Consider the following 25,938-nt stretch of genomic DNA (forward strand, 5'->3'; position numbering starts at 1 on the left):
TGAGGAGCCGCGGCCCCTCGGCCCCAGCCGTGGGGTCATGGCTTCTCCTCCCTGCCGGGGGAGGACCAGCCGAGGATCCGCGCGACCGCCCGGGCCGCCGGGAGCGCGCGTGCCGGGTCGACGTCGTCGGGGACGCGCGCGGCCGACGCGGCGGCGGGGGCGGTCAGGGCGCGGGCGCGTTCGCCGATGGCGCGCCGTTCCGGGGCGTCGAACCGGCCGAACGTGCGGCGCAGCAGCGGCAGCACGTCGGTGAACGAGTCCGCCGCCAGCCCGGCGATCCAGCCGTCCACCAGGCGCAGCAGCGTCTCGTCGTGGACCAGCACGAGCCCGTCGCCGGACAGGAACCCCTCGATCCACGCGGCGGCGCGGGCCGGCTCCTCGCCGACCGACACGGCGCGGGCCATCCGGTCGGGCACGTCGTCCAGCGCCCCGGCGTCGTGCAGCAGCCGGGTCAGCCGCCCCTCCACCAGCCCGTGCAGGCCGGGCCGGTCGAGCAGGCCGGCGAGGGTGGCCCGCCAGCGCGCCGTGTGCCCGGGCCCGTCGCCGGATCCGGAGTCCAGCAGGGTGATGGACTCGTGCACCGCGTTGATGTCGCCGAGCAACTGCCGGGCGGCGTCGTCGTCGAGGCCGTGGGCGGCGGGCGGCAGGCCCACGCAGATCCGCACCACCATGCCGTCCACCACCGTCTGCAGCCCGCCGACGGAGGTGCCGCGGACGTCGCCGTACCGCAGCGTCCGCACCAGCGCGGGCAGCGCCGCCATCAGATGGCCGACGTCCACGTCGGTGGCGGCCAGGTCGGACAGCGCGCGCACCACGGACGGCAGCGCGTCGCCCAGGTCGGCGAGCAGGCAGCGCTCGGCCACCGCGGTCAGGTCGGCGAGCGTCTCCGCCTCGGCGGCCAGCGCCTGCGCCCGCGCGCTCGCCGCGCCGCGCACCGTGGTGCCCCACACCCCGGCCTCGATCAGCGCGACGTCGAACTCCGGCTGCCACCGCAGCGTCCAGGTCTCCCGGAACGTGCCCTTGCCCCGGACGAGCGGGGCGGCGGGCTCGCCCCACGGCACGTCCAGCAGCCGCAGCCGGTGCAGCAGCCGGCTGCGCTCCAGGTCCAGCGGCCTGCGCAGGTCCAGGTCCTGCTCCTTGACCAGGGCGGACGGCTTGAGCTTGAGGCGGCGGCGTTCGGCCTCCAGGTCGCGCTGCAGCGGCACCATGGGCGTGCTGCCGGGCACCGCGCCCAGCCGCTCGCCCACCACCATCCGGTCCCGGATCAGCGCCAGCGGCGCCTCGGCGCCCTCGCACAGCACCGCGCGGGCGGCCTCGGTGACCTCGTCCAGTCCCGCCAGCGGCCGGCCGCGCAGCGCGGCCAGCGTCTCGGCCAGCCGCACCGCCTCGATGACATGGGCGGACGAGACATGCAGGTCCTCCTCGCGCAGCAGCCGGGCGGCCTCGGTCAGCCAGCGTTCGATGGGCCGGTCAGGTGAGACGAACAGATGCCGATACCAGCCGGGGGACCGCACCCCCGCCCCGTAGCCCGACCACTGCGCCAGCCGGCCGTGCGTCCACGGCACCCAGGTCAGCGCCACCTTCCGCTTGGGCAGCCCGCGCAGCGTCCGGTCGTCCTCGCTCGCGGGCACCTGCGCCTGCAACGCCGGCACGTGCCAGGCTCCGCACACCACCGCGACCCGCGCGTATCCCTCCTTGAGGGCGCGCCGCAGCGTCCGCCGCATGTGGGCCTCGCGCTGCCGCTCCCGCCGGGCGTACGCCTCGGGGATCGCATGCTCCCCGCTCGGCGGCCGCTCCTCCAGGTCCTCCCGCAGCGCCGCCATGGCCTCCGCGATCGCCGGGAACGGCGACGGCCCCTCGCCGCGATGCTCGACGACGTCCTCCCACCACCGTTCGGCGTCGTCATAGCCCGCCACCCGGGCCAGCCACCCCAGCGGATCCAGCCGGATCCGTTCCTCCTCCGAGGCGACGTCCCCCGGCCCGCCCTCGCTCTCGTCCTGCCCGCGCTCGTCGACCGAGACCCCGGGAACGGCCCCGGCCCCACCGAACGCCCACCCGCTCACAGCGGCGGCGTCACCGGGCCCTCGGCCGCTGCCGGCCGCATCCGGCGTCGCGGCCGCGTCGTCGGCCGGGTGATCGCCCGGGGCGCCTGTGCCGCCGGACCTTTGGCGGTCGGCGGCCACCTGCGTGATACCGGCCGGACGGCCTGCCGACACGGCGTCTGCACCGCTGTCGGCGGTCTGCGGCCTCGTGCCGTCGGACGGCCGACGGTCCGGACCGACCGCACCGGCCTGTCCCCGGCCGCTGATGACGGCCTGCGCCGTCTCGGCGGTGTCGTCGGCCGGGCGGTCGGCCGGGTCGGCGGGGGAGGGGAAGGCGAGCTGGTGGGCGGCGGGCAGGTCGCAGAAGCGGATCTCGATGCCCGCCTCGAGGGCGTAACGGATGGCCTGCCACTCGGGGCTGAACTCGGCGAACGGCCAGAAGGCGGCGCGGCGGCCCTGGTCGGAGGGGGCGGCGGCGTCCTCGGCCGGGGGTTTGGGGTCGGTGGTGTAGGCGAGCAGGGCCACCGGGGGGACCATGCCGGGGTCGGCGGCCAGGCGGACGATCGCGTCGGCCTCGGGCGGGCCCTCGATCAGGACGATGTCGGGCTTGAACTCCTCCAGCGCGCGGCGCAGGGAACGGGCCGAGCCCGGGCCGTGGTGGCGGATTCCGTAGAACTCGGTACGGGGCACTAGGAGACCTCTCGGCAGGCCCGGTAGAAGTCGCGCCACTCGTCGCGTTCGCGGACGACGGTCTCCAGGTACTCCTGCCAGACCACGCGGTCGGACACCGGGTCCTGGACGACCGCGCCGACGATGCCGCCGGCCACGTCCGCGGCGCGCAGCACGCCGTCGCCGAAGTGGGCGGCCAGCGCCAGCCCGTTGGTGATCACCGAGATGGCCTCCGCGGTGCTCAGCGTGCCGGACGGGGACTTCAGCCTGGTCCGGCCGTCGGCGGTCATCCCCGACCGCAGCTCCCGGAACACGGTGACCACCCGGCGGATCTCCGCCAGCCCGGCCGGGACCTCCGGCAGCTCCAGCGACCGGCCGATCTGCTCCACCCGGCGGGAGACGATGTCGACCTCCTCGTCGGTGCTGGCGGGCAGCGGCAGCACGACGGTGTTGAACCGGCGGCGCAGCGCCGACGACAGCTCGTTCACCCCGCGGTCCCGGTCGTTGGCGGTGGCGATCACGGTGAACCCGCGGCGCGCCTGCACCTCGGTGTTCAGCTCCGGAACGGGCAGCGTCTTCTCCGACAGGATGGTGATCAGGGTGTCCTGCACGTCGCTGGGCATCCGGGTCAGCTCCTCGATGCGGGCGACCATGCCCTCCCGCATCGCCCGCATCAGCGGGCTGGGCACCAGCGCCCGCTCGGAGGGGCCCTCGGCGAGCAGCCGGGCGTAGTTCCAGCCGTAGCGGACGGCCTCCTCGGAGGTCCCGGCGGTGCCCTGGACCAGCAGCGTCGAGTCGCCGCACACCGCCGCCGCCAGGTGCTCCGACACCCAGGTCTTGGCGGTGCCGGGGACCCCGAGCAGCAGCAGCGCCCGGTCGGTGGCCAGCGTGGCGACCGCGACCTCCATCAGCCGGCGCGGCCCCACGTACTTGGGGGTGACCACGCCGCCGCCGGGCAGCTCGCCGCCGAGCAGGTACGTGACGACCGCCCACGGGGACAGCCGCCAGCCGGGCGGCCGGGGACGGTCGTCGCGGGCGGCCAGCAGCGCCAGCTCGTCGGCGAACTGCTGCTCGGCGTGCGGCCGCAGCACCGTGCGCTCGGTCTGCCGGTCGGCGCTGCCGGTGCGGTCGTGGGCGGGCGGGCCTGCGGCTTCGGCCATGCGAGGCGGTCCTTCCAGGTGCGTCGGGTCGATCGATGGGCTCCCCGGCGGGCCGGGGAGGCATGTCATGCCAGTTCCCGCAACATCTCGTCGCGGAAGCCGAGGGTGTGCGCCAGCTCGTCCAGCGGCCGGTGGTCGGGCCAGGCGCGGGCCAGGCGCTGGACGCGCGGGGCGGCGTCCGGGGACAGCCGGTGGGCGGCCAGCTCGCAGAGCGACGCCAGGCCGCGGTGCCGGCGGCGGGCGGAACGGGCCTCGGCCTCCTCGGTCGCCAGGGAGGTCAGCAGCACCAGCACGGCCTCGGCCAGCTCACCGGTCCACGGGCCGGGGATGCACTCCAGCAGGGTGACCGCCTGGTCCGGCCGCTCGATCCAGCGCAGCAGGTCGCCGGCCACCGCGGCGCGCTCCCCCTCGGGGAGCACGCCCAGCAGGTCGGCCATCGCCTGGGACTCGTCGGCGAACAGCACCCCGCTCTTCAGCAGGGCCCGCGCCCACTCGACGTCGCGCTGCCACACGGTGGCGCGCACCCAGCCGGTGTGCAGGTCGCGGGTGCTGCGCTCGTCGCCGTCCTTGTCCTGGCGGGCGCCCTCGCGGGCGTCGGCGACCGGCAGGCACACCACCTGCATCGGCGGCCGGTCCAGCAGGTCCGTCCAGGTGGACAGCGGGGTGCGCGCCAGGATCTCGCGCAGCCACCCGGCCCGCGCCCCGACCGGGCGGTCGGCCAGGGAGTCGGCCATGAACGAGCCCGGCGGATGGAACGGGATCCCGTCCCGGGCCATGTCCTCGTCGTGCCCCTGGGGCGGCTCCACGACGAGCCAGGTCTGCCGCCGCCTGCGGACCGTGCGGACCTCGGGGCGCACGCAGGCGCGGGCGCGCCCGGCCATCCGCCGCCCGTACGCCGAGCCCGGCAGCCGGGCCAGCAGGTCGGCGGCCAGCCGCCGCACGTCCTTGCCCCGGTCGTCCAGGGCCGCCTCCAGGAACTCCTCGTCGGCGTCCGACAGCCCGTGCTCGAAGGTGGCCAGGAACGCGGCGCGGTCCGGTGCGGGCTCCCGCGTCCACGTCTCCCGCAGCGTCCGCACCGCCGCCGCCGGGTCCCGCCGCCGCAGCCGCGTCAGGTAGGCGACGCGCTCGTTGCGGGTGCCGGTCTGCCACACCTGCGGGTCGTCGCCCACGGCGTCGGCGCTCATCCCGACCAGGTAGGCCCAGTCGGTGTTGCGCAGGGCCAGCCACACCCCGCGCCGTCCGGCCGCCCCGGCGATCGCCGGCCGCAGCGCCGTCGAGCCCCGTCCCAGCTCCAGCAGCCGGGGCAGCAGCCCGGCGGGCACCCGGTAGCCGCGCGCGGCCGCCGTCTCCAGCCACTCCGGCAGCAGTCCCAGGTCGCCCTCGGTCAGGATCCGCTCCAGCCGCCGCGCCGCCGCCGGGGGCACCACCGGGGCGCTCTCCGCCGGGCAGGCCGCCACCGGCGAGAACTCCTCCGCCGTCCCCGGCCGCCACCCGGCCCGGCGCGCCACCGCCAGCACCGCGGCCTGCTCCAGCAGCCGCCATGCCGCGTCCTCGCCCTCGCCGGCGACGGCACCGCCCGGCACGTCGGCGGGCGGCGCCGGAACCGAACGCCGCCGGGTCCCCAGCAGGGCCGTGCTGACATGCTCGTCCCACGTGCTCACCGCGCCGCCTCCCGTTCGGCCGCACCGGGATCCCGGCTCTCCGTCCACCGGCCGTTCACAGGACCACCAGCCCCTCCTGGGAGTGCCAGGCGGACAGCGGACGCAGACCGCCGGGGGACCACTCGCCGGCCAGGGTGAACGGGGCGCCGCCGGAGACGGCCAGGAGACGCCAGGGGTCGCGGCGGGACTCCTCGACGGACGGGAAGTGCAGCGGCAGGGTGTCGCCGTGGGGGTCCATGACGTGGAGGGTGTCGGGGCGGACGGGGACGTCCCTGGGGGTGGCCAGGCGGACGTCCCGCAGGAGGGCGGGCCAGGACTCCAGCCACGGGTCGCGGGTCAGCGCGTCGGCGTACTCCTGGAGGAGACCGCCGACGGTGGTGCCCTGCGGGACGGCGGGGACCGGGCCGTGGCGTTCGGCCACGATCGCGCGCAGCGGCTGGGCGCCCGGGTAGAACGCCAGCTCACCGTCGAACGCCGTGCCCACGACCAGCGAGGCGTCCAGCGGACGGCCGGGCGCGGCGAACGACAGCACCAGGGCGGACCGCCCGGTGCGCCGCCCGCGCAGCCAGACCCGGCGGGTGGTGATCTGGTCCTGCTCGGCGTCGCGGGAGCCGGTCACGTACCACTCGTCGCGGACCCGTTCGCCGCGCAGCACCTCCTCCTGCGGGACGGTGAAGCCGACCCGGGAGCGGACCGTGGCGCGCAGCGGCTCGGGCAGCTCGGCGCGGCGGCGGTACGCCCGCAGCAGCAGGGCCAGCAGCCCCAGCTCCGCCAGCATCCGGCCGGGCCAGTCGTCGCCGTACCGCAGCGAGTACAGGCCCCTGACCGTGTTCGCCAGCCCGGGGGCCTGCTGGTCGACCATCCGGCGGGCCACGTCGGCCCACGCCCCGTGGTCGGCGTCGTCGTGCCGGGCCAGGCCCTGCCCGATCCGGTCGCGCAGCCACACCGACAGCTCGGCCACCCCGTCGTCGACGCGCTGCTCGCGGCGCTGGGCGGTCCTGGGGTCGGGGGCGCGGGCGGCCGGCTCCTTGCGCCGCGCCCGGGCGGCCCGCTCGCGCCGCTGGTCCAGCCACTCGGCCGCCCACTGCGGCCGGTCGCCGGGCCGCACCGCGCCGTCGCTCCACAGCAACAGCAGGGCCAGCGCGTGCTTGCACGGGAACTTGCGGCTCGGGCACGAACAGCGGAACGCCGGTTCCGACAGATCCACACACGTCTGATAAAGGCTTTTGCCGCTGCCCTGGCATTCGCCCCACACACTGCCGTCGTCGCAGCCCGCGCCGCGCCATTTGGCGGGTTTGGTGACACTTCCCGCCGCCTTGGCCCCCGCCGCGTCCGGCGCCAGCCCGAGAACCTGTTCGCGGCCCCAACGATCGCTCACGTTCCCGACGCTATCGGGCCCCTCTGACATTTCCGGCCGGTCCGCCGCCCGGCGGCCTGAGGGCGCGTCCCCCCGGACGGAGCACGCCTCAGTCGTTCAGGAACCCGGACAGGACCGCCGCGCTGTCGGGGGCCAGCAGCTTGCCCCCGGCCAGCAGCGCCGCCAGCGACACGAACGCGAACAGCCCCACCCACACCAGGCCCGGCACCCCGGTCAGGTGGGCGAGCTGGTCGGCGTCGGAGGACGGGGCCATCTGCCGGGACCGCATCCGCTGCAGCTCGACCACCGGCCGTGTCCCGGCCAGCAGCAGGAACAGCGCCGCCAGGTAGGCGAACGCGGCCTGCACCTGCGCGGTGCCCAGCCAGGACACCAGGAAGATCAGCAGGCCGGTGGCCGCCACCGACAGCACCCCGTAGGCGTTGCGGATCATCACCAGCATCCCGGCCAGCAGCGCCAGCGACGCCCACAGCATCAGCGTGATCCGCCCCCAGCTCAGCAGCGCCGCGAACGCCAGCCCCAGCAGCGGGGGAGCGAGGTAGCCGGCCAGCGCGGTGAACACCATCCCGGGGCCGTCCGGCCTGCCCCGCGACACCGTCACCCCGGAGGTGTCGGAGTGCAGCTTGATCCCGTCCAGCCGGCGGCCGGTCAGCAGCGCCGCCAGCGCGTGGCCGCCCTCGTGCGCGATGGTGACCACGTTGCGGGCCACCCGCCAGGTGGGGCCGTGCACGACCGCGCCGAGCGCGACGATCCCGGCCAGGACGACCAGCCACCACGGCGGATCGGGCTGCGCGCTGGTCAGGTTGTGCCACAGTTCCCCGATGCCTGCTGCGTCCACGTCCACCTCGGGTGATCTCGTCGCCGTCGCCCCAGATTAGGACGTTGCGGGCGGCCCGCGCGTTCGGAACGGGACGGCCGGGCCGGGCGGCGGCCGGTGAGGACGGTCACACCGGGGCCGGAGAGCGGGGGACAAAAGGCGATATATGCACCCGCCACTTTAATTCTTGGTTCAATTCCCGGACGGCGTTCTGCGGTGCTCCCTAACCTGCGGTGTCCCGGTGCATCTGCGCACCGGCGCACCGGTGCACCTTTCTCAGCCGCTTCTCGAAGGAGCCCTTTCATGCCGCAGAAAGCCCCGCCCGGCGCCGTGCTCGAGCGGCGCTATCGCGACCTGGTACGGCTGGCGTATCTCGTCCTGCCCGGCAAGGGCAAGCGCATCCACCGGCTGGCGGTCGCGCAGCGGATCGTCGACGGGGAGTTCCCGTTGCTGGGGGGCCGGGCGGCCCGGCCGGGCCGGTTCGGCTACGCCCGGATGCGCACCCGGGTGCTGCGGCGGGCGATGCGGCCGGCCTGGTGGCTGCGCGTCGGGCTGGGCCCCTGGCTGCGCGGGCTGCCGCCGCGGCTGCCCGACCCCGCGCTGACCCTGGCGCTGGCCGAGCTGGACCCGGCGGTCCGGGTGGCCTACGTGCTGCGCGAGGTGGAGAAGATGCCCCGGTACGCCGTCCGCGACCAGCTCGTCGAGCTGGGGGTGCCGGAGCCGGCGGCCGTGCTGGAGGCGGTCGAGGCGGTCAGCGGGGTCCCCGACCTGGGCGGCCGGTCCGCCGGGGTGCTGTCGGACCTGTCGGTGCGGCAGGCGCACCGGCGCGCCCTGCGACGGCGCACCCGGCTGCCCATCGCGGTGGCCACCGCCCTCACCGTGGCGCTGGTCGGGACGGTGTTCGTCCTGGAGACCAGCCCCTCCTCCAACCCCGCCGAGGCCCTCCAGGGCAAGCTGGTCAAGGCCCCGCCCCGGGACTGGGCCGGCGCCCCCCGCACCCTCGACGTGTGGCCTGCCCGCGGCACGCTGGTCACCGACGACGAGTTCACCGCACGCGCGCACGCCGCCTGGGTGCGCAAGGCGGGGCGGGACGCCGCCCCGCAACTGCTGTACGCCGGAAGGATCGGCGCGACCTCGACGGCGTTGCTGCGGCATGGTGATCGCGTCGCCCGCTATACCGAGCCCGGCCGGACCCTGGAGGAGGTCCCGTCCCGCAAGGGGGCGGAGGTGCTGCCCCTGGGCGGAGGGCACTACCTGGTGGCGCCGTGGGCGACCAAGGTGGAGACTCCCGACGGCAAGGACATGACCCTCCGGGAGGGCGTGGCGGGACCGGTGGCCGCCGACACCACCTGCCGGCGCGGCCCCGTGCTGCGGCTCACGGATCCGGAGGGCTCGGTGATGCTCGCCGAGCTGGGCGGCCCGGCGCCCGCCGCCGTCCGCCACCGGGCCTCCGCCGGGGCGGACCCCAAGGCGGTCGCCCCGGACTCGGCGGGGCTCAGGCTGTGGGAACGGCTGGGATGCGCCCTGCCCGCCCCGGACCGGCCGGTCAACGAGGCCGTCGCCTGGGAGTTCTGGTCCGGCAGGCTGCCCGAGCAGGCCAGGCCCGCCCGCTGGGTGTGCACCCGCTACACCCACCCCGGCGGCGAGACCTCCACGCAGGCCACCCTGATCGAGCCGAACGGGCGGCACCACCGGGCCGGCGCCTGCGACGGGCAGCGGCCGGTGAGCGGCCTGTGGTGGCGGTCGCCGCGCAAGTCCTGGTACTACCTGGCCGCCGCCGCGCCCGGGGCCGTTCCCCGGGTGAAGGGTCCCGTCAGGGTCGCCGGGCTGTCCGGGCGGCTGCTGGTCGCCACCGGCCCCCGCCTCACCCAGCGGCCGGACGGCCAGGTCACCGTGACCGCGCGGCGCGCCTGACCCCGGTGCGTCCGGAGCGGCCCCGGATCCGCGCGAGGGGGCGGGTCAGGGATCGCTTACTGTGATGCGGCACACTGGGACGGCCGGGCGCACGACACGCGCCCGGTGTCCCATCGGTGCCTGGGAACAGGATGTGAAAGGGGTCGTGGATGAGCGGGTCGAAGCGCGGACCGCTGTCGGGCGTCAGGGTGATCGAGCTGGCCGGGATCGGGCCCGGCCCGTTCGCCGCCATGCTGCTGGCCGACCTGGGCGCCGAGGTGATCCGGGTGGACCGGCCCTCGGCGGTGGTCCCGGACGTGCCGGAGGCGGTGGCCACCGACTTCACCAACCGGGGCAAGCGGTCCATCGCGGTCGACCTGAAGTCCGACCGGGGCAGGCAGGTGGTGCTGAGGCTGGTCGAGAGGGCCGACGCGCTGATCGAGGGCTTCCGGCCGGGCGTGACCGAACGGCTCGGCCTCGGCCCCGACGACTGCATGGCGGTCAACCCGAGGCTGGTGTACGGCCGGATGACCGGCTGGGGCCAGCAGGGGATGCTGTCGCAGAGCGCCGGGCACGACATCGGCTACATCGCCACCACCGGCGCGCTGCACGCCATCGGCCGGGCGGGAGGCCCGCCGCAGGTGCCGCTCAACCTGCTCGGCGACTTCGCCGGCGGCAGCATGTACCTGATCGTCGGGATGCTCGCCGCCCTGCTGGAGGCGCACAAGAGCGGACGGGGCCAGGTGGTGGACGCCGCGATCGTCGACGGCACCGCGCACCTGACCACGTTCATCCACGGCTTCCTGGCCGGGGGCCTGTGGCGGGACGAGCGCGGCGTGAACATGCTGGACACCGGCGCCCCCTGGTACGACGTGTACGAGACCGCCGACGGCAAGCACGTGGCGGTCGGCGCGATCGAGCCGCAGTTCTACGCCGAGTTCCTGCGCCGGCTGGGCCTCAAGGACGCCGACGACCTGCCCGGCCAGCACGACCGGGCGGGCTGGCCGAGGCTGCGCGAGCGGTTCGCCGAGGCGTTCAAGACCAGGACCCGCGACGAGTGGGCGGAGATCTTCCTGCCCAGTGACGCCTGCGTGGCGCCGGTGCTGTCGCTGACCGAGGCCCCCGAACACCCCTACAACACCGAACGCGACGTGTTCGTCGAGTACGAGGGGCACCTGCAGCCCGCGCCCGCGCCGCGCTTCTCCCGTACTCCCGGGGAGATCGCCTCGCCGCCCGCCCTGCCCGGCAGGCACACCCGCGAGGTGCTGACGGAGTTCGGCGTCGACGACGTGGACGGTCTGCTGGCCGACGGGGTGGTCGCCCAGGGCTGACTCCCAGGCGCGGCGCCCCGGCGTTGGGCGGGCGGACAACCGCGCGACCCGGTTCGGGAACGTCCCGGCGAATGCGGCAGACTCGGGATGAATCGCCGCTCGTCAGGAGGTCACCGCATGCGCGAGGTCGTCGTCTGTTCGCCCGTCCGCACGCCCGTCGGCCGGTACGGCGGCGCGCTCAAGGACGTCACGCCGCAGCGGCTGGCCGCGACCGTCATCACCGAGCTGCTGCGGCGGACCGGCGCCGAGCGCATCGACGAGGTGATCCTCGGCCAGTGCAACCCCAACGGGGAGGCCCCCGCGATCGGCCGGGTCGCCGCGCTGGACGCCGGGCTGCCGGTGGAGACCCCCGGCAGCCAGATCGACCGCCGCTGCGGCTCGGGTCTGCAGGCGGTGATCAACGCGGTGGCGATGGTGCGCGACGGCGCCGCCGACACCGTGATCGCCGGCGGGGTGGAGAGCATGAGCCAGGTCGAGTACTACGCGACCGGGCTGCGCTGGAGCCGTCCCGGCGCCGAGATCAAGCTGATGGACCGGCTCGACCGGGCCCGCGTCACCCCCGGCGGCGAGAACCACCCGGTCCCCGGCGGGATGCTGGAGACCGCCGAGAACGTCCGCGCCAAGTACGGCATCCCCCGCGAGGAGCAGGACGAGCTGGCGCTGCGCTCGCACCAGCGGGCGGTGGCCGCCCAGCGGGAGGGGCGGTTCGCCGACGAGCTGGTGCCGGTCGAGGTGGTCGGCCGCAAGGAGACCGTCGTGGTGGACCGCGACGAGCACCCCCGCGCCGACACCACCCTGGAGAAGCTGGCGTCGCTGCGGCCGGTGCGCGCCAAGATCGACCCCGAGTCCACCGTCACCGCCGGCAACGCCAGTGGCCAGAACGACGGCGCCGCGGTCTGCCTGGTGACCACCCGCGAGGAGGCCGACCGGCTCGGCCTGACCGTGCGGGCCCGGCTGGTGTCGTGGGCGGTGGCCGGGGTACCGCCGGAGCTGATGGGGCTGGGTCCCGTCCCGGCCACGGCGCGGGCGCTGGAGCGGGCCGGGCTGAAGCTGTCCGACATGGACCTCATCGAGCTGAACGAGGCGTTCGCCGCCCAGGTCCTCGGGGTGACCCGGGAGTGGGGCTTCGGCTCCGGCGACTTCGAGCGGATGAACGTCAACGGCTCGGGGATCTCGCTGGGCCACCCGGTCGGCGCGACCGGCTGCCGGATCCTGGCCACCCTGATGTACGAGATGGAGCGCCGCCAGGCCCGCTACGGCCTGGAGACGATGTGCATCGGCGGCGGCCAGGGCCTCGCCGCCGTCTTCGAGCGCGTCCCGGCCTGACGCTCTGCCGGTAGGCCCCGCGCTCCTGCGGGGCCGGCCGTTCCGTGCGGGCCGCGTGAGCGGCGGAACGGGCGGGATGTCACGCTATGCCCGTCCAGGTGACGGCGAAGGGATGCGAGCGTGACGGAAGTCCAGGTCACCGCGCCGATGCACGGCACGGTCGAGAGCGTCGAGGTCGGCGACGGGCAGCAGGTGGCGGCCGGGGACCCGCTGGTGGTGCTCGAGGCGATGAAGATGCAGCACGTCGTGGAGGCCCCCGCGCCCGGCGTCGTGCGGCGGCTGACCGTGACCGCCGGGGACACGGTCGCCGAGGGCGATCCCCTCGCCTACCTCGAGCCCACCGTCGTCGAGGGCGCCGCGCCCGCCGCCGAACGCCCCGGCACGGCCGAGGACGCCGACGCGGTCCGCGCGGACCTGGCCGAGGTGCTCCGCCGGCACGAGATCGGGCAGGACGCCGCCCGGCCCGAGGCGGTGGCCCGGCGGCACGCCACCGGACGGCGCACCGCCCGGGAGAACATCGCCGACCTGTGCGACCCCGGCACGTTCACCGAGTACGGCCCGCTGGTCATCGCCGCGCAGCGCGCCCGCCGCCCGCTCCAGGAGCTGATCGAGCGCACCCCCGCCGACGGGCTGGTGGCCGGGGTCGGCGACGTGGGCGGCAGGCCCACCATGGTGCTGTCCTACGACTACATGGTGCTGGCCGGCACCCAGGGCGCGATGAACCACATCAAGAAGGACCGCATGTTCGAGCTGGCCGAACGGCGGCGCCTGCCGGTGGTGCTGTTCGCCGAGGGCGGCGGCGGGCGGCCCGGCGACACCGACACCCCCACCGTCTCCGGGCTGGACACCATGGCGTTCCACCTGTTCGCCCGGCTCAGCGGGCGGGTGCCGCTGGTGGGGATCGCCGCCGGGCGCTGCTTCGCCGGCAACGCCGCGCTGCTGGGCTGCTGCGACGTGGTGATCGCCACGCGGGACGCCAACATCGGCATGGGCGGCCCGGCGATGATCGAGGGCGGCGGGCTCGGCACCTTCACCCCCGAGCAGATCGGCCCGATCGACGTGCAGACCCGCAACGGGGTCGTGGACCTCCCGGTCGCCGACGAGGCCGAGGCCGTCGCCACCGCCCGCCGCTACCTGTCGTACTTCCAGGGGCCGGCGCGGGAGTGGACCGCGCCCGACCAGCGGCGGCTGCGCTCCCTCATCCCCGAGGACCGCCGCCGCGTCTACGACGTCCGCGCCGTCATCGACGGGCTGGCCGACACCGATTCGGTGCTGGAGCTGCGGCGCGGCTTCGGCGCCGGGATCATCACCGCGCTGGTCCGCATCGAGGGCCGCCCCTACGGGCTGATCGCCAACAACCCCGCCCACCTCGGCGGTGCCATCGACCGCGACGCCGCCGACAAGGCCGCCCGCTTCCTGCAACTGTGCGACGCGCACGGGCTGCCGGTGGTGTCCCTGTGCGACACCCCGGGGTTCATGGTCGGCCCCGACGCCGAGGAGACCGCGACCGTACGGCACTTCAGCCGCCTGTTCGTCACCGGCGCGCACCTGCGCGTGCCGATCTGCATGGTGATCCTGCGCAAGGCGTACGGGCTGGGCGCGCAGGCCATGGGCGGCGGCAGCCTGCGGGTCCCGGTCGCCACGGTGGCCTGGCCGACCGGGGAGCTGGGCGGGATGGGCCTGGAGGGCGCGGTCCGGCTCGGCTTCCGGCGCGAGCTGGAGGCCATCGCCGACCCCGCCGAACGGGAGGCCGCGTTCGAGCAGCTCGTCGCCGCCGCCTACGAACGCGGCAAGGCCCTCAGCGCGGCGACCGTCTTCGAGGTCGACGACGTGATCGATCCGGCCGACACCCGCCGCTGGATCACCACCGCGCTGCGCGACGTGCCGATCCCCGAACACCGCCGGGGTTTCGTCGACACCTGGTGAGCCCGGTCACCGCGGGTGTCAGCGGCGTTGTGCGGGGTAGTGGCCCTCTGCACTCGCTCCAGGACACCACGGAGATGCCTTGATGGGTCTGCTGCGATCGGCCGCCGAGCTGGTCCCCAGGGCCGCCGTCACCGCGGCGGCCCTGCCGGTGCGCGCCGCGCGGGCGCTGCCCGCCCCGCCCGTGCCCCGGCCGCCGTTGCCGAGACCGCCGCTGCCCCGGCCGCCGTCGCTGGACCTGTCCCGCCTGCCCGAACGCACCGAGCTGGGCAACCTGATCGGGCGCCGCACGCAGCGCCGGGTGTGGAGCCGCGACGGCCGCGCCTACGTCGAGGTCCGCGGGCTGCGGGCCCGCGCCGACCGTCGGGTCCAGGACGCGGTGCGGCGGGCGGTGCGCGCCCTCGACGGCGTGAGCTGGGCCGAGGTCAACGCGATCACCGGCGAGGTGCTCGCGTCGTTCGACGAGGGCAAGGTCTCGCTGGACACCATCGTCGACGCCGTCGAGGCCGTGGAGGAGGCCCAGCAGATCGCCGGGGGCACCGACGAGGACTTCCCCGGCCGCGGCCACCCCGCCGAGAAGGCCCCCGTCACCGCCGAGGCGATCGCGCTGGCCGCCGACTGCACCGCGTTCGGTCTGGCCGTCACCGGGCGGTTCGTGCGCTGGCCCCGGCTGCCGCGCGGGTTCCGCGCCGCCGTCGCGCTGGTGGACGCCCAGCCCCGGGTCCGGCGGCTGCTGGAGTCCCGGCTCGGCCGCCACGGCACCGACCTGACGCTGGCCTTCACCAGCGCCGTCGTGCACGGCCTCACCCAGGAGCCCGCCTCGCTGGGCGTGGACGCGCTGTACCGCGGGCTGCTGCTCGCCGAGCTGGCCGAACGCCGCGCCGTGTGGTGCCGCCGCGAGGAGGAGCTGTGCGAGGGCGGCCTGCCCACCAAGGGCGTGCCGCGCACCCCCCGGCCCGTTCCGCTGGCCCCCGGACCCGTCGAGCGCTACGCCGACCGGTCGGCGCTGGCCGCGCTGGGCGCCGCCGGGGGAGTGCTGGGCCTGGCCCGCTCTCCCGGGATGGCCGGAGACCTGATCCTGGCGGCGGTGCCGCGCGCCGCCCGGCTCGGCCGTGAGGGGTTCGCCGCCATGCTCGGCCGCGAACTGGCCCGGCACGGCGTCATCCCGCTGCAGGGCTCGGCCTACCGCAAGCTCGACCGCGTCTCGACGGTCGTCGTGGACTCCAAGGTGCTGTGCGGGGACGGCCTGCAGATCCTGGACGCCGACGACCCGGACGTCTGGCGGGTCGCCGCCCGGCTGCTGGCCGCCGACCCCGAGCTGCGCGAACGGCCCGACGCCCAGGGGCGCAGGCTGCGCCGCCTGGACCCCGGCTCGCCCACCGACCCGCAGGGCCTGGCGATGGAGGTGGTGGACGACGCCGACGGCGTGCTCGGCCGGGTCCGGGTGGGCAGCCGGCTCGACCCGCTGGCCGACGCCGTGCTGGCCGCCGCCCGCGACAGCGGCGTGCGGGTGCTGCTGACCGAGCACGCCTCCGCCGCCGAGCTGCTGCCGCTGGCCGACGACGCGCTGGCGGCGGGCACCTCGCTGGCCGAGCACGTCCGGGTGCTGCAGTCCACCGGCGACGGGGTGCTGGTCGCCACCGCCGGGGACGCCGAGGCCGCGCTGGCCGCCGACGTGGGGGTGGCGGTGCTCGGCGCGTCCGCCGAGGGCCGCGACCAGTGCTGGGGCGCCGACCTGATCTGCGGGCCCGGCCTGGAGCAGCTGTGGCGGCTGTTCACCGCGATCGGCACGGCCCGGGAGGCCAGCGAGCGGGCGGTCCGGCTGGCGCTGGGCGGCACCTCGCTGGGCACCCTGCTGGTCGTCACCGGGCAGCGCCGCACCTCGGCGTTCTCGCTGGCCCCCGTGCACACCGCGGCGCTGGGCGCGCTGGTCGGCGGCGCGGTGGCGGCCCGCAGGCTCGCCCTGCGCCGCGTCCCGAGCCCGCTGCCCCGGCTGCCCTGGCACGCCCTCGACGCCGACACCGCGCTGGAACGGGCGAAGGCGCTGCGCGAGCAGCACGTCGCCCTGCGCGCCGCGCGGAACGGGCACCGCAGGCTCCCCGAGCACGGCCCGCTGCGGGTGCTGGCGGACCTGGCCACCGCCATCGGCCACGAGCTGCGCGACCCGCTCACCCCGGTGCTGGTGCTGGGCGCGGCGGCCTCCGCGGTCGTCGGATCGGGCGTCGACGCCGCCCTGGTCGGCGGGGTGATGGCCGGGAACGCGGTGATCAGCGGCGTGCAGCGGATGCGCGCCGAACACGCCCTCGGCGAGCTGCTGCTCGGCCAGCGGCCCCCCGCCCGCCGGCTGCACCCCGGCGAGGAGCCGCCGCCGCTCGGCGAGTTCGCCGAGGAGAACGGCTGGGAGCGCATCCCCGCCGAGGACCTGTACGTCGGCGACATCGTCGCCATCGGCCCGTCCGACGTGGTGCCCGCCGACGCGCGGCTGCTGGCCGCCGAGGACCTGGAGGTCGACGAGGCCAGCCTGACCGGCGAGTCGATGCCGGTGCCCAAGTCGGTCGACCCGGCCCCGGGCGCGGACCTGGCCGAACGGTCCTGCATGCTCTACGAGGGCACCACGGTGCTGACCGGCCGGGCGCACGCGGTCGTGGTCGCCACCGGCTCGGCCACCCAGGCCGGGCGGGCCGCCGCGCTGGCGGGCCGGGCCCCCGCTCCGGCCGGCGTGCAGGCCCAGCTGAACGAGCTGACCCGGCTGGCGCTGCCGATCACCGGGCTGAGCGGGGCGCTGGTGGGGCTGCTGGCGTTCGCCCGCGGCGTGTCGATCCGGCAGGCGGTCTCCTCCGGGGTGTCGGTGGCGGTCGCCGCCGTGCCCGAGGGCCTGCCGCTGGTGGCGACGGTCGCCCAGCTGGCCGCCGCCCGCCGGCTGTCGCGCCGCAACGTGCTGGCCCGCACCTCCCGCACGCTCGGCACCATGGGCCGGGTCGACACGCTGTGCTTCGACAAGACCGGCACCCTCACCGAGGGGCGGCTGCGGGTGGTGCGGCTGGCCGGGCTCGGGGACGACGTGGACCCCGGCTCGGCGCTCGGCCGCCGGCTGCTGACCGCCGGGGCCCGCGCCTGCCCGCCCGTCGAGGACCCCGCGGAGGTCAAGCACGCCACCGACCGGGCGGTGCTGGAGGCCGCCCGCGACCGCCTCGGCGACGACTCCGGCTGGCGGCTGCTGTACGAGACCCCGTTCGAGCCCAGCCGCGGCTACTCGGCCGCCACCGGCGTGGCCGCCAGGGGCGGGCGGAAGACCCCGCTCGTCGCCGTCAAGGGCGCGCCCGAGGTGGTGCTGCCGCGCTGCGCCCGGGTGGTGGCCGGAACGACGACCCGCCCGATGACCGACGAGCGCCGCGAGCAGGCCCGCCGGGCCGTCGCCCGGCTGGCCGAGGACGGGCTGCGGGTCCTGGCGGTCGCCGAGGCCCGCCCCTCCGAACAGGACCTGGAGCGGGCCGACACGCTCGCCGAGAGCGCCGAGCTGGCCCTGCTCGGGTTCGTCGGCATCGCCGACGCGCCCCGCCCGGACGCCCCCGACGCGGTGCGGCGGCTCACCCGGGCCGGCATCAAGGTCGTCATGATCACCGGCGACCATCCGGCCACCGCCCAGGCCATCGCCGCCGGGCTGGGCATCCCCGGCGCCGACCGGGTGCTCACCGGCGCCGAGCTGGACCGGCTGGGGGAGAAGGAGCGCGTCGCCCGGATCGCCCGCACCTCGGTGTTCGCCCGGGTCAGCCCCGAGCACAAGGTGCGGATCGTGCAGGCGCTGCAGCGGGCCGGGCGGACGGTGGCGATGACCGGGGACGGCGCCAACGACGCCGCCGCGATCCGGCTCGCCGACGTCGGCATCGGCCTGTCCCAGGGCGACTCGCGGGCCGCCCAGTCGGCCGCCGACCTGATCCTGCGCGGCGGGGACCTGCCCGCCATCGTGGAGGCCCTGCTGGAGGGCCGCGCGCTGTGGGAGAGCGTCCGCAACGCGGTGTCCATCCTGGTCGGCGGGAACGCCGGCGAGGTCGCCTTCACCCTGTACGGGACCGCGCTGGGCGGCCGGGCCCCGCTGTCGACCCGTCAGCTGCTGCTGGTCAACACGCTGACCGACATGATGCCCGCGCTGGCGGTGGCGCTGGCGCCGCCCGCGGTGAACGGGGAGGAGGACGCCGAGGCCACCGCCCCGCCGGCGCGCGGCGGGCCGCTGGCCGACCCGCTGCACGAGGCGATCGCGCTGCGCGGCGCGGTCACCGCGTTCGGCTCGATCCTGGCCTGGCACGCCGGGCGGCTGACCGGCCGGGGGCGGCGGGCCTCGACGATGGCGCTGGCCGCGCTGGTGCTCACCCAGCTCGTGCAGACCCTGCAGGCCGGGCGGCGCAGCCCGGCGGTGCTGGCCACCTGCGCGGCGTCGCTGCTGGTGATGCTGGCGGTGATCGAGATCCCGGTGCTCAGCCAGTTCTTCGGCTGCACCCCGCTCGGCCCGGCCGCCTGGACGATGGTGTTCGGCGCGGCGGCGGCCGCGTTCGCCGCCTCGCTGGCGGGCCCGCGTCTGCTGCGCTCCCTCGGCCTGGTCCGCGAGCTGCCCGCCCCCGCTTCCTGATCGGCTCTGGTCCCGGGACCCCGGCCTCCAATACCCTCCCTGGCGGAGGTGACCGTGATGCCGGAGTTCCCGGTCGTCCTGCGCGGCTACGACCGCCGCCAGGTGGATGAGCTGATCGCGCGGCTGGAGGGGACTCTCGGCCGCGCCCCGCTGCGCGGGGCGCGGGTCGGTGTCGCCGAGCTGCAGAACACGGTTTTCGATGTGGTGCTGCGCGGCTATGACCGCCGGCAGGTGGACATGGTGCTGAGCCGCTACCAGCAGGAGCTGTCCGCCCTGGAAGGCGGCGCGCCCGCCGGGACGGCGCCGCCGCCGGACGGGCTCGCCTCGTCCGGCCGGGAGTTCACGGTGGTGCTGCGCGGCTACGACCGGCACCAGGTGGACGAGATGGTGGCGCGGATCGAGGCCACGCTGGCCGGTGCTTCGCTCAACGGCGCGCCGATCTCGGCCGGGCACCTGGGCTGGACGTCGTTCGACGTGGTGCTGCGCGGCTACGACCGGTTCGAGGTGGAGGGGGCGATGCGCCGCTACCGCCGGGAGCTGGCCAGGCTTGAGGGCATCGAGCTGGACGACGACGAGCCCGACGGCGGGCTGGACTTCGTGCTCGGCGGGAAGGGGCGGGCGCCGGCCCCGCTGCTGGCGCAGGCCGCCCGCGAGCACGGCCTGACGGTGCGGTGGCGCGGCTACGACCGGCACCAGGTCGAGGAGTTCCTGGTCCGGCTGTGGGCCAGGACCGGGCACCCGGCGCTGCGCGGCCACGACGTGCAGCTCCCGCCGGTCGCCGACCACGAGTTCCCGCCGTACTTCGACGTGGTGCTGCGCGGCTACGACCGGCGGCAGGTGGACGAGGCCATCGCCGGCTACCGGCAGCGGCTCGGGCGATGAGCCGCTAGTCGAGCTCCCTGCCGCGGTTCTTGCGCCTGCGGCGCTTGACCGTCACCCCGCCCCAGAACGAGAACCCGCTCACCACGACCTTCGGCGCGCCCGGCGTGCCGGGTCCGGTGGCCTTGTCGTCGAAAGCCCCCATGATCCCCACGCCGGTCACGGTGACGTCCAGGTCCTCGGGCACGACGACGTCGATCCCGCCCATGATCGCGAACGCCCTGATCCGCAGCTCGGGCCCGCTGAACCGGGCCTCGGTCAGGTCGATCGTCCCGCCGCCCCAGTAGGCGAACGCGGTGAACCGGCGCGGAGCGGTCCACGGCCCGCGCCGCTTGAACTCGCTCATCACCGCGACGCCCACCGTCGAGGTGGGCTCGCCGCCGGTGATGCGCAGGTCGGGGGCGGTGCCGGGAGGCGCGGCGTCCGTGCCGGACAGCGGCAGGTCGCGGGTCAGCGGCTCCAGTTCCCCGTAGGTGCGCGCGGAGTAGGCGGCGGTCAGCCGTTCCTCGAGTTCCTCGAGGTTGATCCGGCCGTCGCCGGCCGCCTCGCGCAGCGTCTGGGCCACCCGCTCGCGGTCGGCGTCGGAGGCCCGCAGATCGCGCGGATCCGGAGTGGTCCGGCGGTCCGGGAGGTTGGTCATGGAACCACCGTAAAGCCGTCAGCCCGCCGGTTCGAGCCGTATCACGATCGACTTGGACGTCGGCGTGTTGCTGATCTCCGCGGTGCTGTCCAGCGGCACCAGGACGTTCGTCTCCGGGAAGTACGCCGCCGCGCAGCCGCGCGCCGTCGGATAGGCCACGGTGCGGAAGCCCGGGGCGCGCCGTTCCACCCCGTCGCGCCACTCGCCCACCAGGTCGACCACGGTCCCGTCGGCGATCCCCAGCGCGGCCAGGTCGTCGGGGTGCACGAACACCACCCGCCGTCCGCCGCGCACCCCCCGGTACCGGTCGTCCAGCCCGTAGACGGTGGTGTTGAACTGGTCGTGGCTGCGGACCGTCTGCAGCAGCAGCCGCCCCGGCGGGACCCGCAGCACCTCCAGTTCGTTCACCGTCAGGCGGGCCCTGCCGACCAGGGTGGGGAACTCGCGGCGGTCGCGCGGCGCGTGCGGCAGGACGAACCCGCCGGGCTCGCGGATCCGCCGGTTGAAGTCCTCGAAGCCGGGGACGACCCGGGAGATGTGGTTGCGGATCACGTCGTAGTCGCGTTCCATGCCCGCCCAGTCGAAGCCGGTCAGCCCGAGCGCCCGGCCCAGCCGGCACACGATCGCGACCTCCGACAGCAGGTGCTCCGACGCCGGGGCGAGCCGGCCGCGCGAGGCGTGCACCATGCCCATCGAGTCCTCGACCGACACGAACTGCGGCCCGGACTCCTGCACGTCCCGTTCGGTGCGGCCGAGCGTCGGCAGGATCAGCGCGCGCCGCCCGGTGACCGTGTGCGAGCGGTTGAGCTTGGTGGACACGTGCGCGGTCAGCCGGCACGACCGCATCGCCGCCTCGGTGACCGCCGAGTCGGGGGTGGCGCGCACGAAGTTGCCGCCCATCCCGAGGAACACCTTGACCTTTCCGTCCCGCATCGCCTCGATGGCGCGGACGGTGTCCAGGCCGTGCTCGCGCGGCGGCTCGAAGCCGAACTCGGCGGCCAGCGCGTCCAGGAACGCGGCCGAGGGCCGCTCCACGATCCCCATCGTCCGGTCGCCCTGCACGTTGGAGTGGCCGCGGACCGGGCACACGCCCGCGCCCGGCCTGCCGATGTTGCCGCGCAGCAGCAGGAAGTTGACGACCTCGCGGATGGTGGGGACCGAGTTGCGGTGCTGGGTCAGGCCCATCGCCCAGCACACGATGATCCGCTCGGCCCGCGTCACGTCGTCGGCGGTGGCCTCGATCTGCTCGCGGGTCAGCCCGGTGGCCTCCAGCACGGCGTCCCAGTCGAGCCGTTCCAGATGCTTGACCAGCTCCTCCAGGCCCACGGTGTGCGCGTCGAGGAACCGCCGGTCGATCGCGCCGCGGTCCAGCAGCAGCCGGTTGAGCGCCTGGAACAGCGCCAGGTCGCCGTTCAGCCTGATCTGCAGGAACCGGTCGGCCAGCGGGGTGCCGCGCCCGGCCAGCCCCGAGGGGCGCTGCGGGTTCCTGAACCGCAGCAGGCCCGCCTCCGGCAGCGGGTTGACCGCGACGATCCGGGCGCCGCCCTTCTTGGCCCGCTCCAGCGCCGACAGCATCCGGGGGTGGTTGGTGCCGGGGTTCTGCCCGACGACGAAGATCAGGTCGGCCTTGTGCAGGTCCTCCAGCAGCACCGACCCCTTGCCGACGCCGAGGGTCTCGCTGAGCGCCGAGCCGGACGACTCGTGGCACATGTTGGAGCAGTCCGGCAGGTTGTTGGTGCCGAACGCGCGGGCCAGGAGCTGGTAGACGAACGCCGCCTCGTTGCTGGTCCGCCCCGAGGTGTAGAACGCGGCCTCGTCCGGGGAGTCCAGCGCGGTCAGCTCCTCGGCCAGGATCGCCAGCGCCTCGTCCCAGCCCACCGGCTCGTAGTGGTCGGCGCCCTCCCGCTTGAGCATCGGCTCGGTGAGCCGGCCCTGCTGCCCGAGCCAGTGGTCCGAACGCCCGGCCAGCTCGCTGATCGGATGGCGGGCGAAGAACTCCCGGGTGACCCGGCGGACGGTGGCCTCCTCGGCCACCGCCTTGGCCCCGTTCTCGCAGAACTCGGCCGCATGCCGGTGGTCGCCCTCCGGCCAGGCGCAGCCGGGGCAGTCGAACCCCTGCTTCTGGTTGACCCGCAGCAGCGTCAGCGCGGTCCGGCGCGCCCCCATCTGCTCCCACGAGTGGCGCAGCGCGGTGGTCACGCCGGGCATCCCCGCCGCGTACTCCTTGGGCGGCGACACCTTCGGCGCGGCATCGCCCGGGTCGTCGATCGGCGCACGCCGGCTCATCGCTCACATCCCCGCGTTCCGTGGTCCGCCCTCATTGTGCTCCCGGCCCGCCCGGCGGCCAAGATCGGTTCCGTTCAACGAGAGCCGGCACGGTTCAGCGCAGCAGTGGGAACCGTCCGGTGAGCCGGTCGACGAGGGCGCGGGGGCCGGCGACGCTGATCGCGTAGTAGGTCAGGTCCTCGTCCGCGGTGCGGGCCAGCTCGGCCAGGTAGTCGGAGTACACCCGGGCCCGCTGGGCGATCGAGCACATGTCGGCGACCAGCAGGTCGGGCTCCTCCAGCGCGGCGGCCCGCACCACCCGCAGGATCGGCGCGGTCGCGGCCAGCACGGTGCAGCCGGTCCACGGCAGCCCGGTGTGGACGCCGCCGGAGGCGTCCGGGCCGCCGTCGCCGACCAGCTCCGGGGCGGCCCGGCCCATCGCGGCGGCCAGGCAGGCGGCGGCGTTGGCCTGCAGCCCGCGGGGCAGCTCGCGGTCGGCCACGATCACCCACTTGACGGGCAGCCGCCCGGTCGGCAGGTCGGGACGGCGTTCGAGGGTGCCCAGCCAGGCGGGCGCGGAGACGGTCACAGGAACCTCCCGAAGGCGAAGTCCGAATCAACGACATGAGAGTCGACCAAACCGCGCACTAAACTCAACTCGAATAGGCTGATTCCGAAGATAATTCGGTGCGGCATGACCGGAGGGGCTCGTGGACGAACTTGATGCGGCGATCGTGCAGGCGTTGCAGGCCGACGGCAGGCAGACCAACCGGGAACTGGCCGAGCGGCTGGGCATCGCCCCCTCCACCTGCCTGGAACGGGTCCGCTCGCTGCGCAACCGCGGGGTGATCACCGGCTTCCACGCCGCCGTCGACCTGGCCGAGCTGGGCCGCCCGCTGCAGGCGCTGGTCAACGTGCGGCTGCAGCCCAAGACCCGGGAGGCGGTGGAGGGCTTCCGCACCTACATCGGCCGGCTGCCGGAGACGGTCGCGGTGTTCGTGGTCTCCGGCGGCGACGACTTCATCGTCCAGGTCGCCGTGCGCGACACCGGGCATCTGCGGGACTTCGTCGTCGACCACGTCTCCCGCTTCCCCAACATCGCCGACGTGCGGACCTCGATCGTGTACGAGCACCTGCGCAAGAACGCCGTCGAGGCGCTGGCGCCGCCCGCCGGGCGCGGCCGGCGATGACTGACCCGGCGATGACTGACAGCGGATGACAGGTACACCGGCCAGGATCGGGAACGGAGGTGACCATGATCGAGGTGGACCGGAGCCGGGTCCTGGCGTACCGGCTGGCCGAACACGGGCTGACCGACGAGACGGCGGACGGGCGCAACGCCCTCGACCTGGGGTTCCAGGACACGCCGCCGGGGACCGCGGTGGTCGGGACGGTCGCGCGGCGCTGGTCGCCGCCCGCGGACTCCACGGCGGTGATCTGGAGCGTGCGGGGCGCGCCGCACCTGCACCGCCGGTCGGATCTGGCCGCGCTGGCGGGGGCGCTGTGGCCGCTGAGCGACGCCGACGCCACCGCCCGCATGCGCAGCGCCCAGCTCAAGGAGGTCGCGCCGCGGGGGATCGAGGCGTTCGCGATGGCGGCTCAGGCGATGCGGGACGTCGTGACCGGGCCGATGACCAAGGGGCAGATCAGCCGGGCGGTCAGCGACGCGCTGCCGCCGGAGTTCAGCTACTACTGCCCGACCTGCGCGGCCGAGCACGTGTCGGGGCAGTTGTTCCAGCAGGTGGGGATCTTCGCCGGGGTGCGGCTGCTGCCGGGCGGGCGGACCACGATGCTCGGGCCGGTCGAGGAGGTCCCCGCCGTCCCGGACAAGGCGCACGGCACCGACGGCCTGATCCGCGCCTACCTGCGGCTGCTGGGACCGGCGACCAAGGCCGACGTCGCCAGGTTCTTCGGCACGACGGCCACGGCGCTCGGCCCGGCCTGGCCGGACGGCCTCGCCGAGGTACGGGTCGAGGGCCGGACGCGGCTGCTGCCCGCCGACCGGGTGGACGCGCTGACGGCCGCCGCTCCGCCGCGCGGCGTCCGGCTGCTGTCCGCCTACGACCCGTACCTGCAGACCGGCGACCGGGACCTGCTGGTGCCCGACAAGGCCCGGCAGAAGGAGGTGTGGCGCACGCTGGGCCGCCCCGGGGTCCTGCTCGCCGACGGGGAGATCGCCGGGACCTGGCGCGCCCGGACGGCCGGACGCCGCCTGGAGGTGACGATCACTCCGTACACCGAACCCGGGGAACGGATCCGCGGCGACGCCGACGCCGAGGCCGCCCGGCTCGCCGAGGCGCGCGGGGCGGCCGACGTCCGCGTGATGTGGGCTAACGGGTGAAGTAGCGGCGCGGGTTGGTCACCAGCATCTGGTCGAGGTGGGCGTCGGTGACGCCCGCCTCGCGCAGCGCGGGCAGCACGTCGGCGCCGATGTGCCGGTAGTGCCAGTTCGGGGCGGCGACGCCGCGCAACTGCTCGGGGTCGGGACCGAACCAGTCCGTGAAGCAGTTCGCGTCGTGGCTGAGCACCATCCGGTCGGCGTACCCGCGCTCGCACAGCGCCGCCACCGTCGCCACCCGCCGGGCGGTCGGGTTGTAGGCGTCCAGCCCGAACCGGTCCATCCCCAGGATCGCGCCGGTGTCGGCCAGCTCCATCAGGTAGTCCAGGTCGTTGCTGTCCCCGGCGTGCCCGATGACCACCTTGGACAGGTCCACGCCCTCCTTGCCGAGCACCTCGACCGCGATCCGCCCGGTCTGCGCGGACGCCGAGGTGTGCACCGTGATCGGGGCGCCGGTCTCGCGGTGCGCGGCGGCCACCGCGTGCAGCACCCGCGAGACGCCCGGGGTGAGCCCCGGCTCCTCCACGCAGCACTTCAGGAACGCGGCCTTGACCCCGGTGTCGGCGATGCCCTCGGTGATGTCCCGGACGAACATCTCCACCATCGGGTCCGGCCCGCCGAACAGCGTGCCCGGCCCGAGGAAGTCGAGCTGGAACGGCAGCTTGTCATAGGTGTACAGGCCGGTCGCCACGATGATGTTCAGCTCCGGCACCTGCTCGGCGATCCGCCGGATCCGGGGGATGTAGCGGCCCAGCCCCCACACCGTGGGGTCGGCGATCGTGGTGACGCCGTCCTCGACCAGCCCCCGCAGCTTGGCCACCGCGTCGGCGATCCGCTCCTCCTCGTCCCACCAGGCCCCGTGCCCGTGGTTCTGGACGTGCTCGGTGGACAGCACGAACACGTGCTCGTGCATGTAGGTGCGGCCCAGCTCGGCCACGTCGACGGCGCCCCGCACGGTCTCCACGACGGCCACGGCGTTCTCCCCTCCTCGGATA

General features: G+C 75.5%; 17 protein-coding genes. 8 read left to right on the forward strand and 9 right to left on the reverse strand.

The features are described from left to right. Positions 1 to 35: 35 nt before the first annotated feature. The 5 genes from HNR21_RS18005 to HNR21_RS18025 all read right to left on the reverse strand — a co-directional run bounded on the left by HNR21_RS18005 (position 36) and on the right by HNR21_RS18025 (position 7,751). Positions 36 to 2,732, reverse strand: coding sequence for a DUF5682 family protein (locus HNR21_RS18005; protein WP_182706096.1), 2,697 nt, complete (start codon positions 2,730 to 2,732; stop codon positions 36 to 38). Then, positions 2,732 to 3,871 (reverse strand): ATP-binding protein, encoded by a 1,140-nt coding sequence (locus HNR21_RS18010; RefSeq protein WP_182706097.1) that lies wholly within the window; start codon positions 3,869 to 3,871, stop codon positions 2,732 to 2,734. Before HNR21_RS18010 ends, HNR21_RS18005 begins: the two co-directional genes overlap by 1 nt. 65 nt (positions 3,872 to 3,936) lie before the next feature. Next, positions 3,937 to 5,532 carry a DUF5691 domain-containing protein gene (locus tag HNR21_RS18015; protein ID WP_182706098.1) on the reverse strand — a complete coding sequence of 532 codons (1,596 nt, stop codon included), beginning with the start codon at positions 5,530 to 5,532 and terminating at the stop codon, positions 3,937 to 3,939. A gap of 55 nt (positions 5,533 to 5,587) precedes the next feature. Beyond that, positions 5,588 to 6,739 carry an SWIM zinc finger family protein gene (locus tag HNR21_RS18020; protein WP_312881084.1) on the reverse strand — a complete coding sequence of 384 codons (1,152 nt, stop codon included), beginning with the start codon at positions 6,737 to 6,739 and terminating at the stop codon, positions 5,588 to 5,590. 259 nt (positions 6,740 to 6,998) lie between these two features. Beyond that, entirely contained in the window at positions 6,999 to 7,751 is a 753-nt protein-coding gene (locus HNR21_RS18025; protein WP_312881085.1) for a M50 family metallopeptidase, read from the reverse strand. A 276-nt stretch (positions 7,752 to 8,027) separates the two neighbouring features. Between HNR21_RS18025 and HNR21_RS18030 the strand changes: the two genes are divergently transcribed. From HNR21_RS18030 to HNR21_RS18055, 6 genes are all read left to right on the forward strand, one after another. Then, complete coding sequence (locus HNR21_RS18030) at positions 8,028 to 9,638, forward strand: hypothetical protein (protein ID WP_119731076.1); 1,611 nt, start codon at positions 8,028 to 8,030, stop codon at positions 9,636 to 9,638. A gap of 149 nt (positions 9,639 to 9,787) precedes the next feature. Next, positions 9,788 to 10,948 carry a CaiB/BaiF CoA transferase family protein gene (locus HNR21_RS18035; protein ID WP_182706101.1) on the forward strand — a complete coding sequence of 387 codons (1,161 nt, stop codon included), beginning with the start codon at positions 9,788 to 9,790 and terminating at the stop codon, positions 10,946 to 10,948. A 117-nt stretch (positions 10,949 to 11,065) separates the two neighbouring features. Then, the gene (locus HNR21_RS18040) at positions 11,066 to 12,274 is read left to right on the forward strand and encodes an acetyl-CoA C-acetyltransferase (protein ID WP_182706102.1); all 1,209 of its coding nucleotides are present in this window, start codon (positions 11,066 to 11,068) and stop codon (positions 12,272 to 12,274) included. Positions 12,275 to 12,394: 120 nt separating this feature from the next. Continuing rightward, the gene (locus HNR21_RS18045; protein WP_182706103.1) at positions 12,395 to 14,200 is read left to right on the forward strand and encodes a carboxyl transferase domain-containing protein; all 1,806 of its coding nucleotides are present in this window, start codon (positions 12,395 to 12,397) and stop codon (positions 14,198 to 14,200) included. An 82-nt stretch (positions 14,201 to 14,282) separates the two neighbouring features. After that, a complete protein-coding gene (locus tag HNR21_RS18050; RefSeq protein ID WP_182706104.1) occupies positions 14,283 to 18,821 on the forward strand; it encodes a cation-translocating P-type ATPase in 4,539 nt (1,512 codons plus the stop codon). A 57-nt stretch (positions 18,822 to 18,878) separates the two neighbouring features. Further along, entirely contained in the window at positions 18,879 to 19,703 is an 825-nt protein-coding gene (locus HNR21_RS18055; RefSeq protein ID WP_182706105.1) for a DivIVA domain-containing protein, read from the forward strand. A 4-nt stretch (positions 19,704 to 19,707) separates the two neighbouring features. Here HNR21_RS18055 and HNR21_RS18060 read toward each other — a convergent pair whose 3' ends face one another. The 3 genes from HNR21_RS18060 to HNR21_RS18070 all read right to left on the reverse strand — a co-directional run bounded on the left by HNR21_RS18060 (position 19,708) and on the right by HNR21_RS18070 (position 23,194). Beyond that, positions 19,708 to 20,340 carry a DUF1707 SHOCT-like domain-containing protein gene (locus HNR21_RS18060; protein WP_182706106.1) on the reverse strand — a complete coding sequence of 211 codons (633 nt, stop codon included), beginning with the start codon at positions 20,338 to 20,340 and terminating at the stop codon, positions 19,708 to 19,710. Positions 20,341 to 20,358: 18 nt separating this feature from the next. Continuing rightward, positions 20,359 to 22,626 (reverse strand): FdhF/YdeP family oxidoreductase, encoded by a 2,268-nt coding sequence (locus HNR21_RS18065; protein WP_182706107.1) that lies wholly within the window; start codon positions 22,624 to 22,626, stop codon positions 20,359 to 20,361. 94 nt (positions 22,627 to 22,720) lie between these two features. After that, entirely contained in the window at positions 22,721 to 23,194 is a 474-nt protein-coding gene (locus tag HNR21_RS18070) for a DUF2000 domain-containing protein (RefSeq protein ID WP_119731067.1), read from the reverse strand. 121 nt (positions 23,195 to 23,315) lie between these two features. Here HNR21_RS18070 and HNR21_RS18075 point away from each other — a divergent pair, with 121 nt between their 5' ends. After that, complete coding sequence (locus tag HNR21_RS18075) at positions 23,316 to 23,795, forward strand: Lrp/AsnC family transcriptional regulator (protein ID WP_182706108.1); 480 nt, start codon at positions 23,316 to 23,318, stop codon at positions 23,793 to 23,795. A 65-nt stretch (positions 23,796 to 23,860) separates the two neighbouring features. Then, on the forward strand, positions 23,861 to 24,946 hold the full coding sequence (locus HNR21_RS18080) for a DNA glycosylase AlkZ-like family protein (protein WP_182706109.1): 1,086 nt from the start codon (positions 23,861 to 23,863) through the stop codon (positions 24,944 to 24,946). On the opposite strand, the gene HNR21_RS18085 is transcribed toward HNR21_RS18080, so the two are convergent. Next, complete coding sequence (locus HNR21_RS18085; RefSeq protein WP_182706110.1) at positions 24,936 to 25,916, reverse strand: phosphotriesterase family protein; 981 nt, start codon at positions 25,914 to 25,916, stop codon at positions 24,936 to 24,938. The two genes, HNR21_RS18080 and HNR21_RS18085, sit on opposite strands and share 11 nt — an antisense overlap. Positions 25,917 to 25,938: the final 22 nt, after the last annotated feature.

The organism is Thermomonospora cellulosilytica, assembly GCF_014138835.1.
Classification (GTDB): domain Bacteria; phylum Actinomycetota; class Actinomycetes; order Streptosporangiales; family Streptosporangiaceae; genus Thermomonospora; species Thermomonospora amylolytica.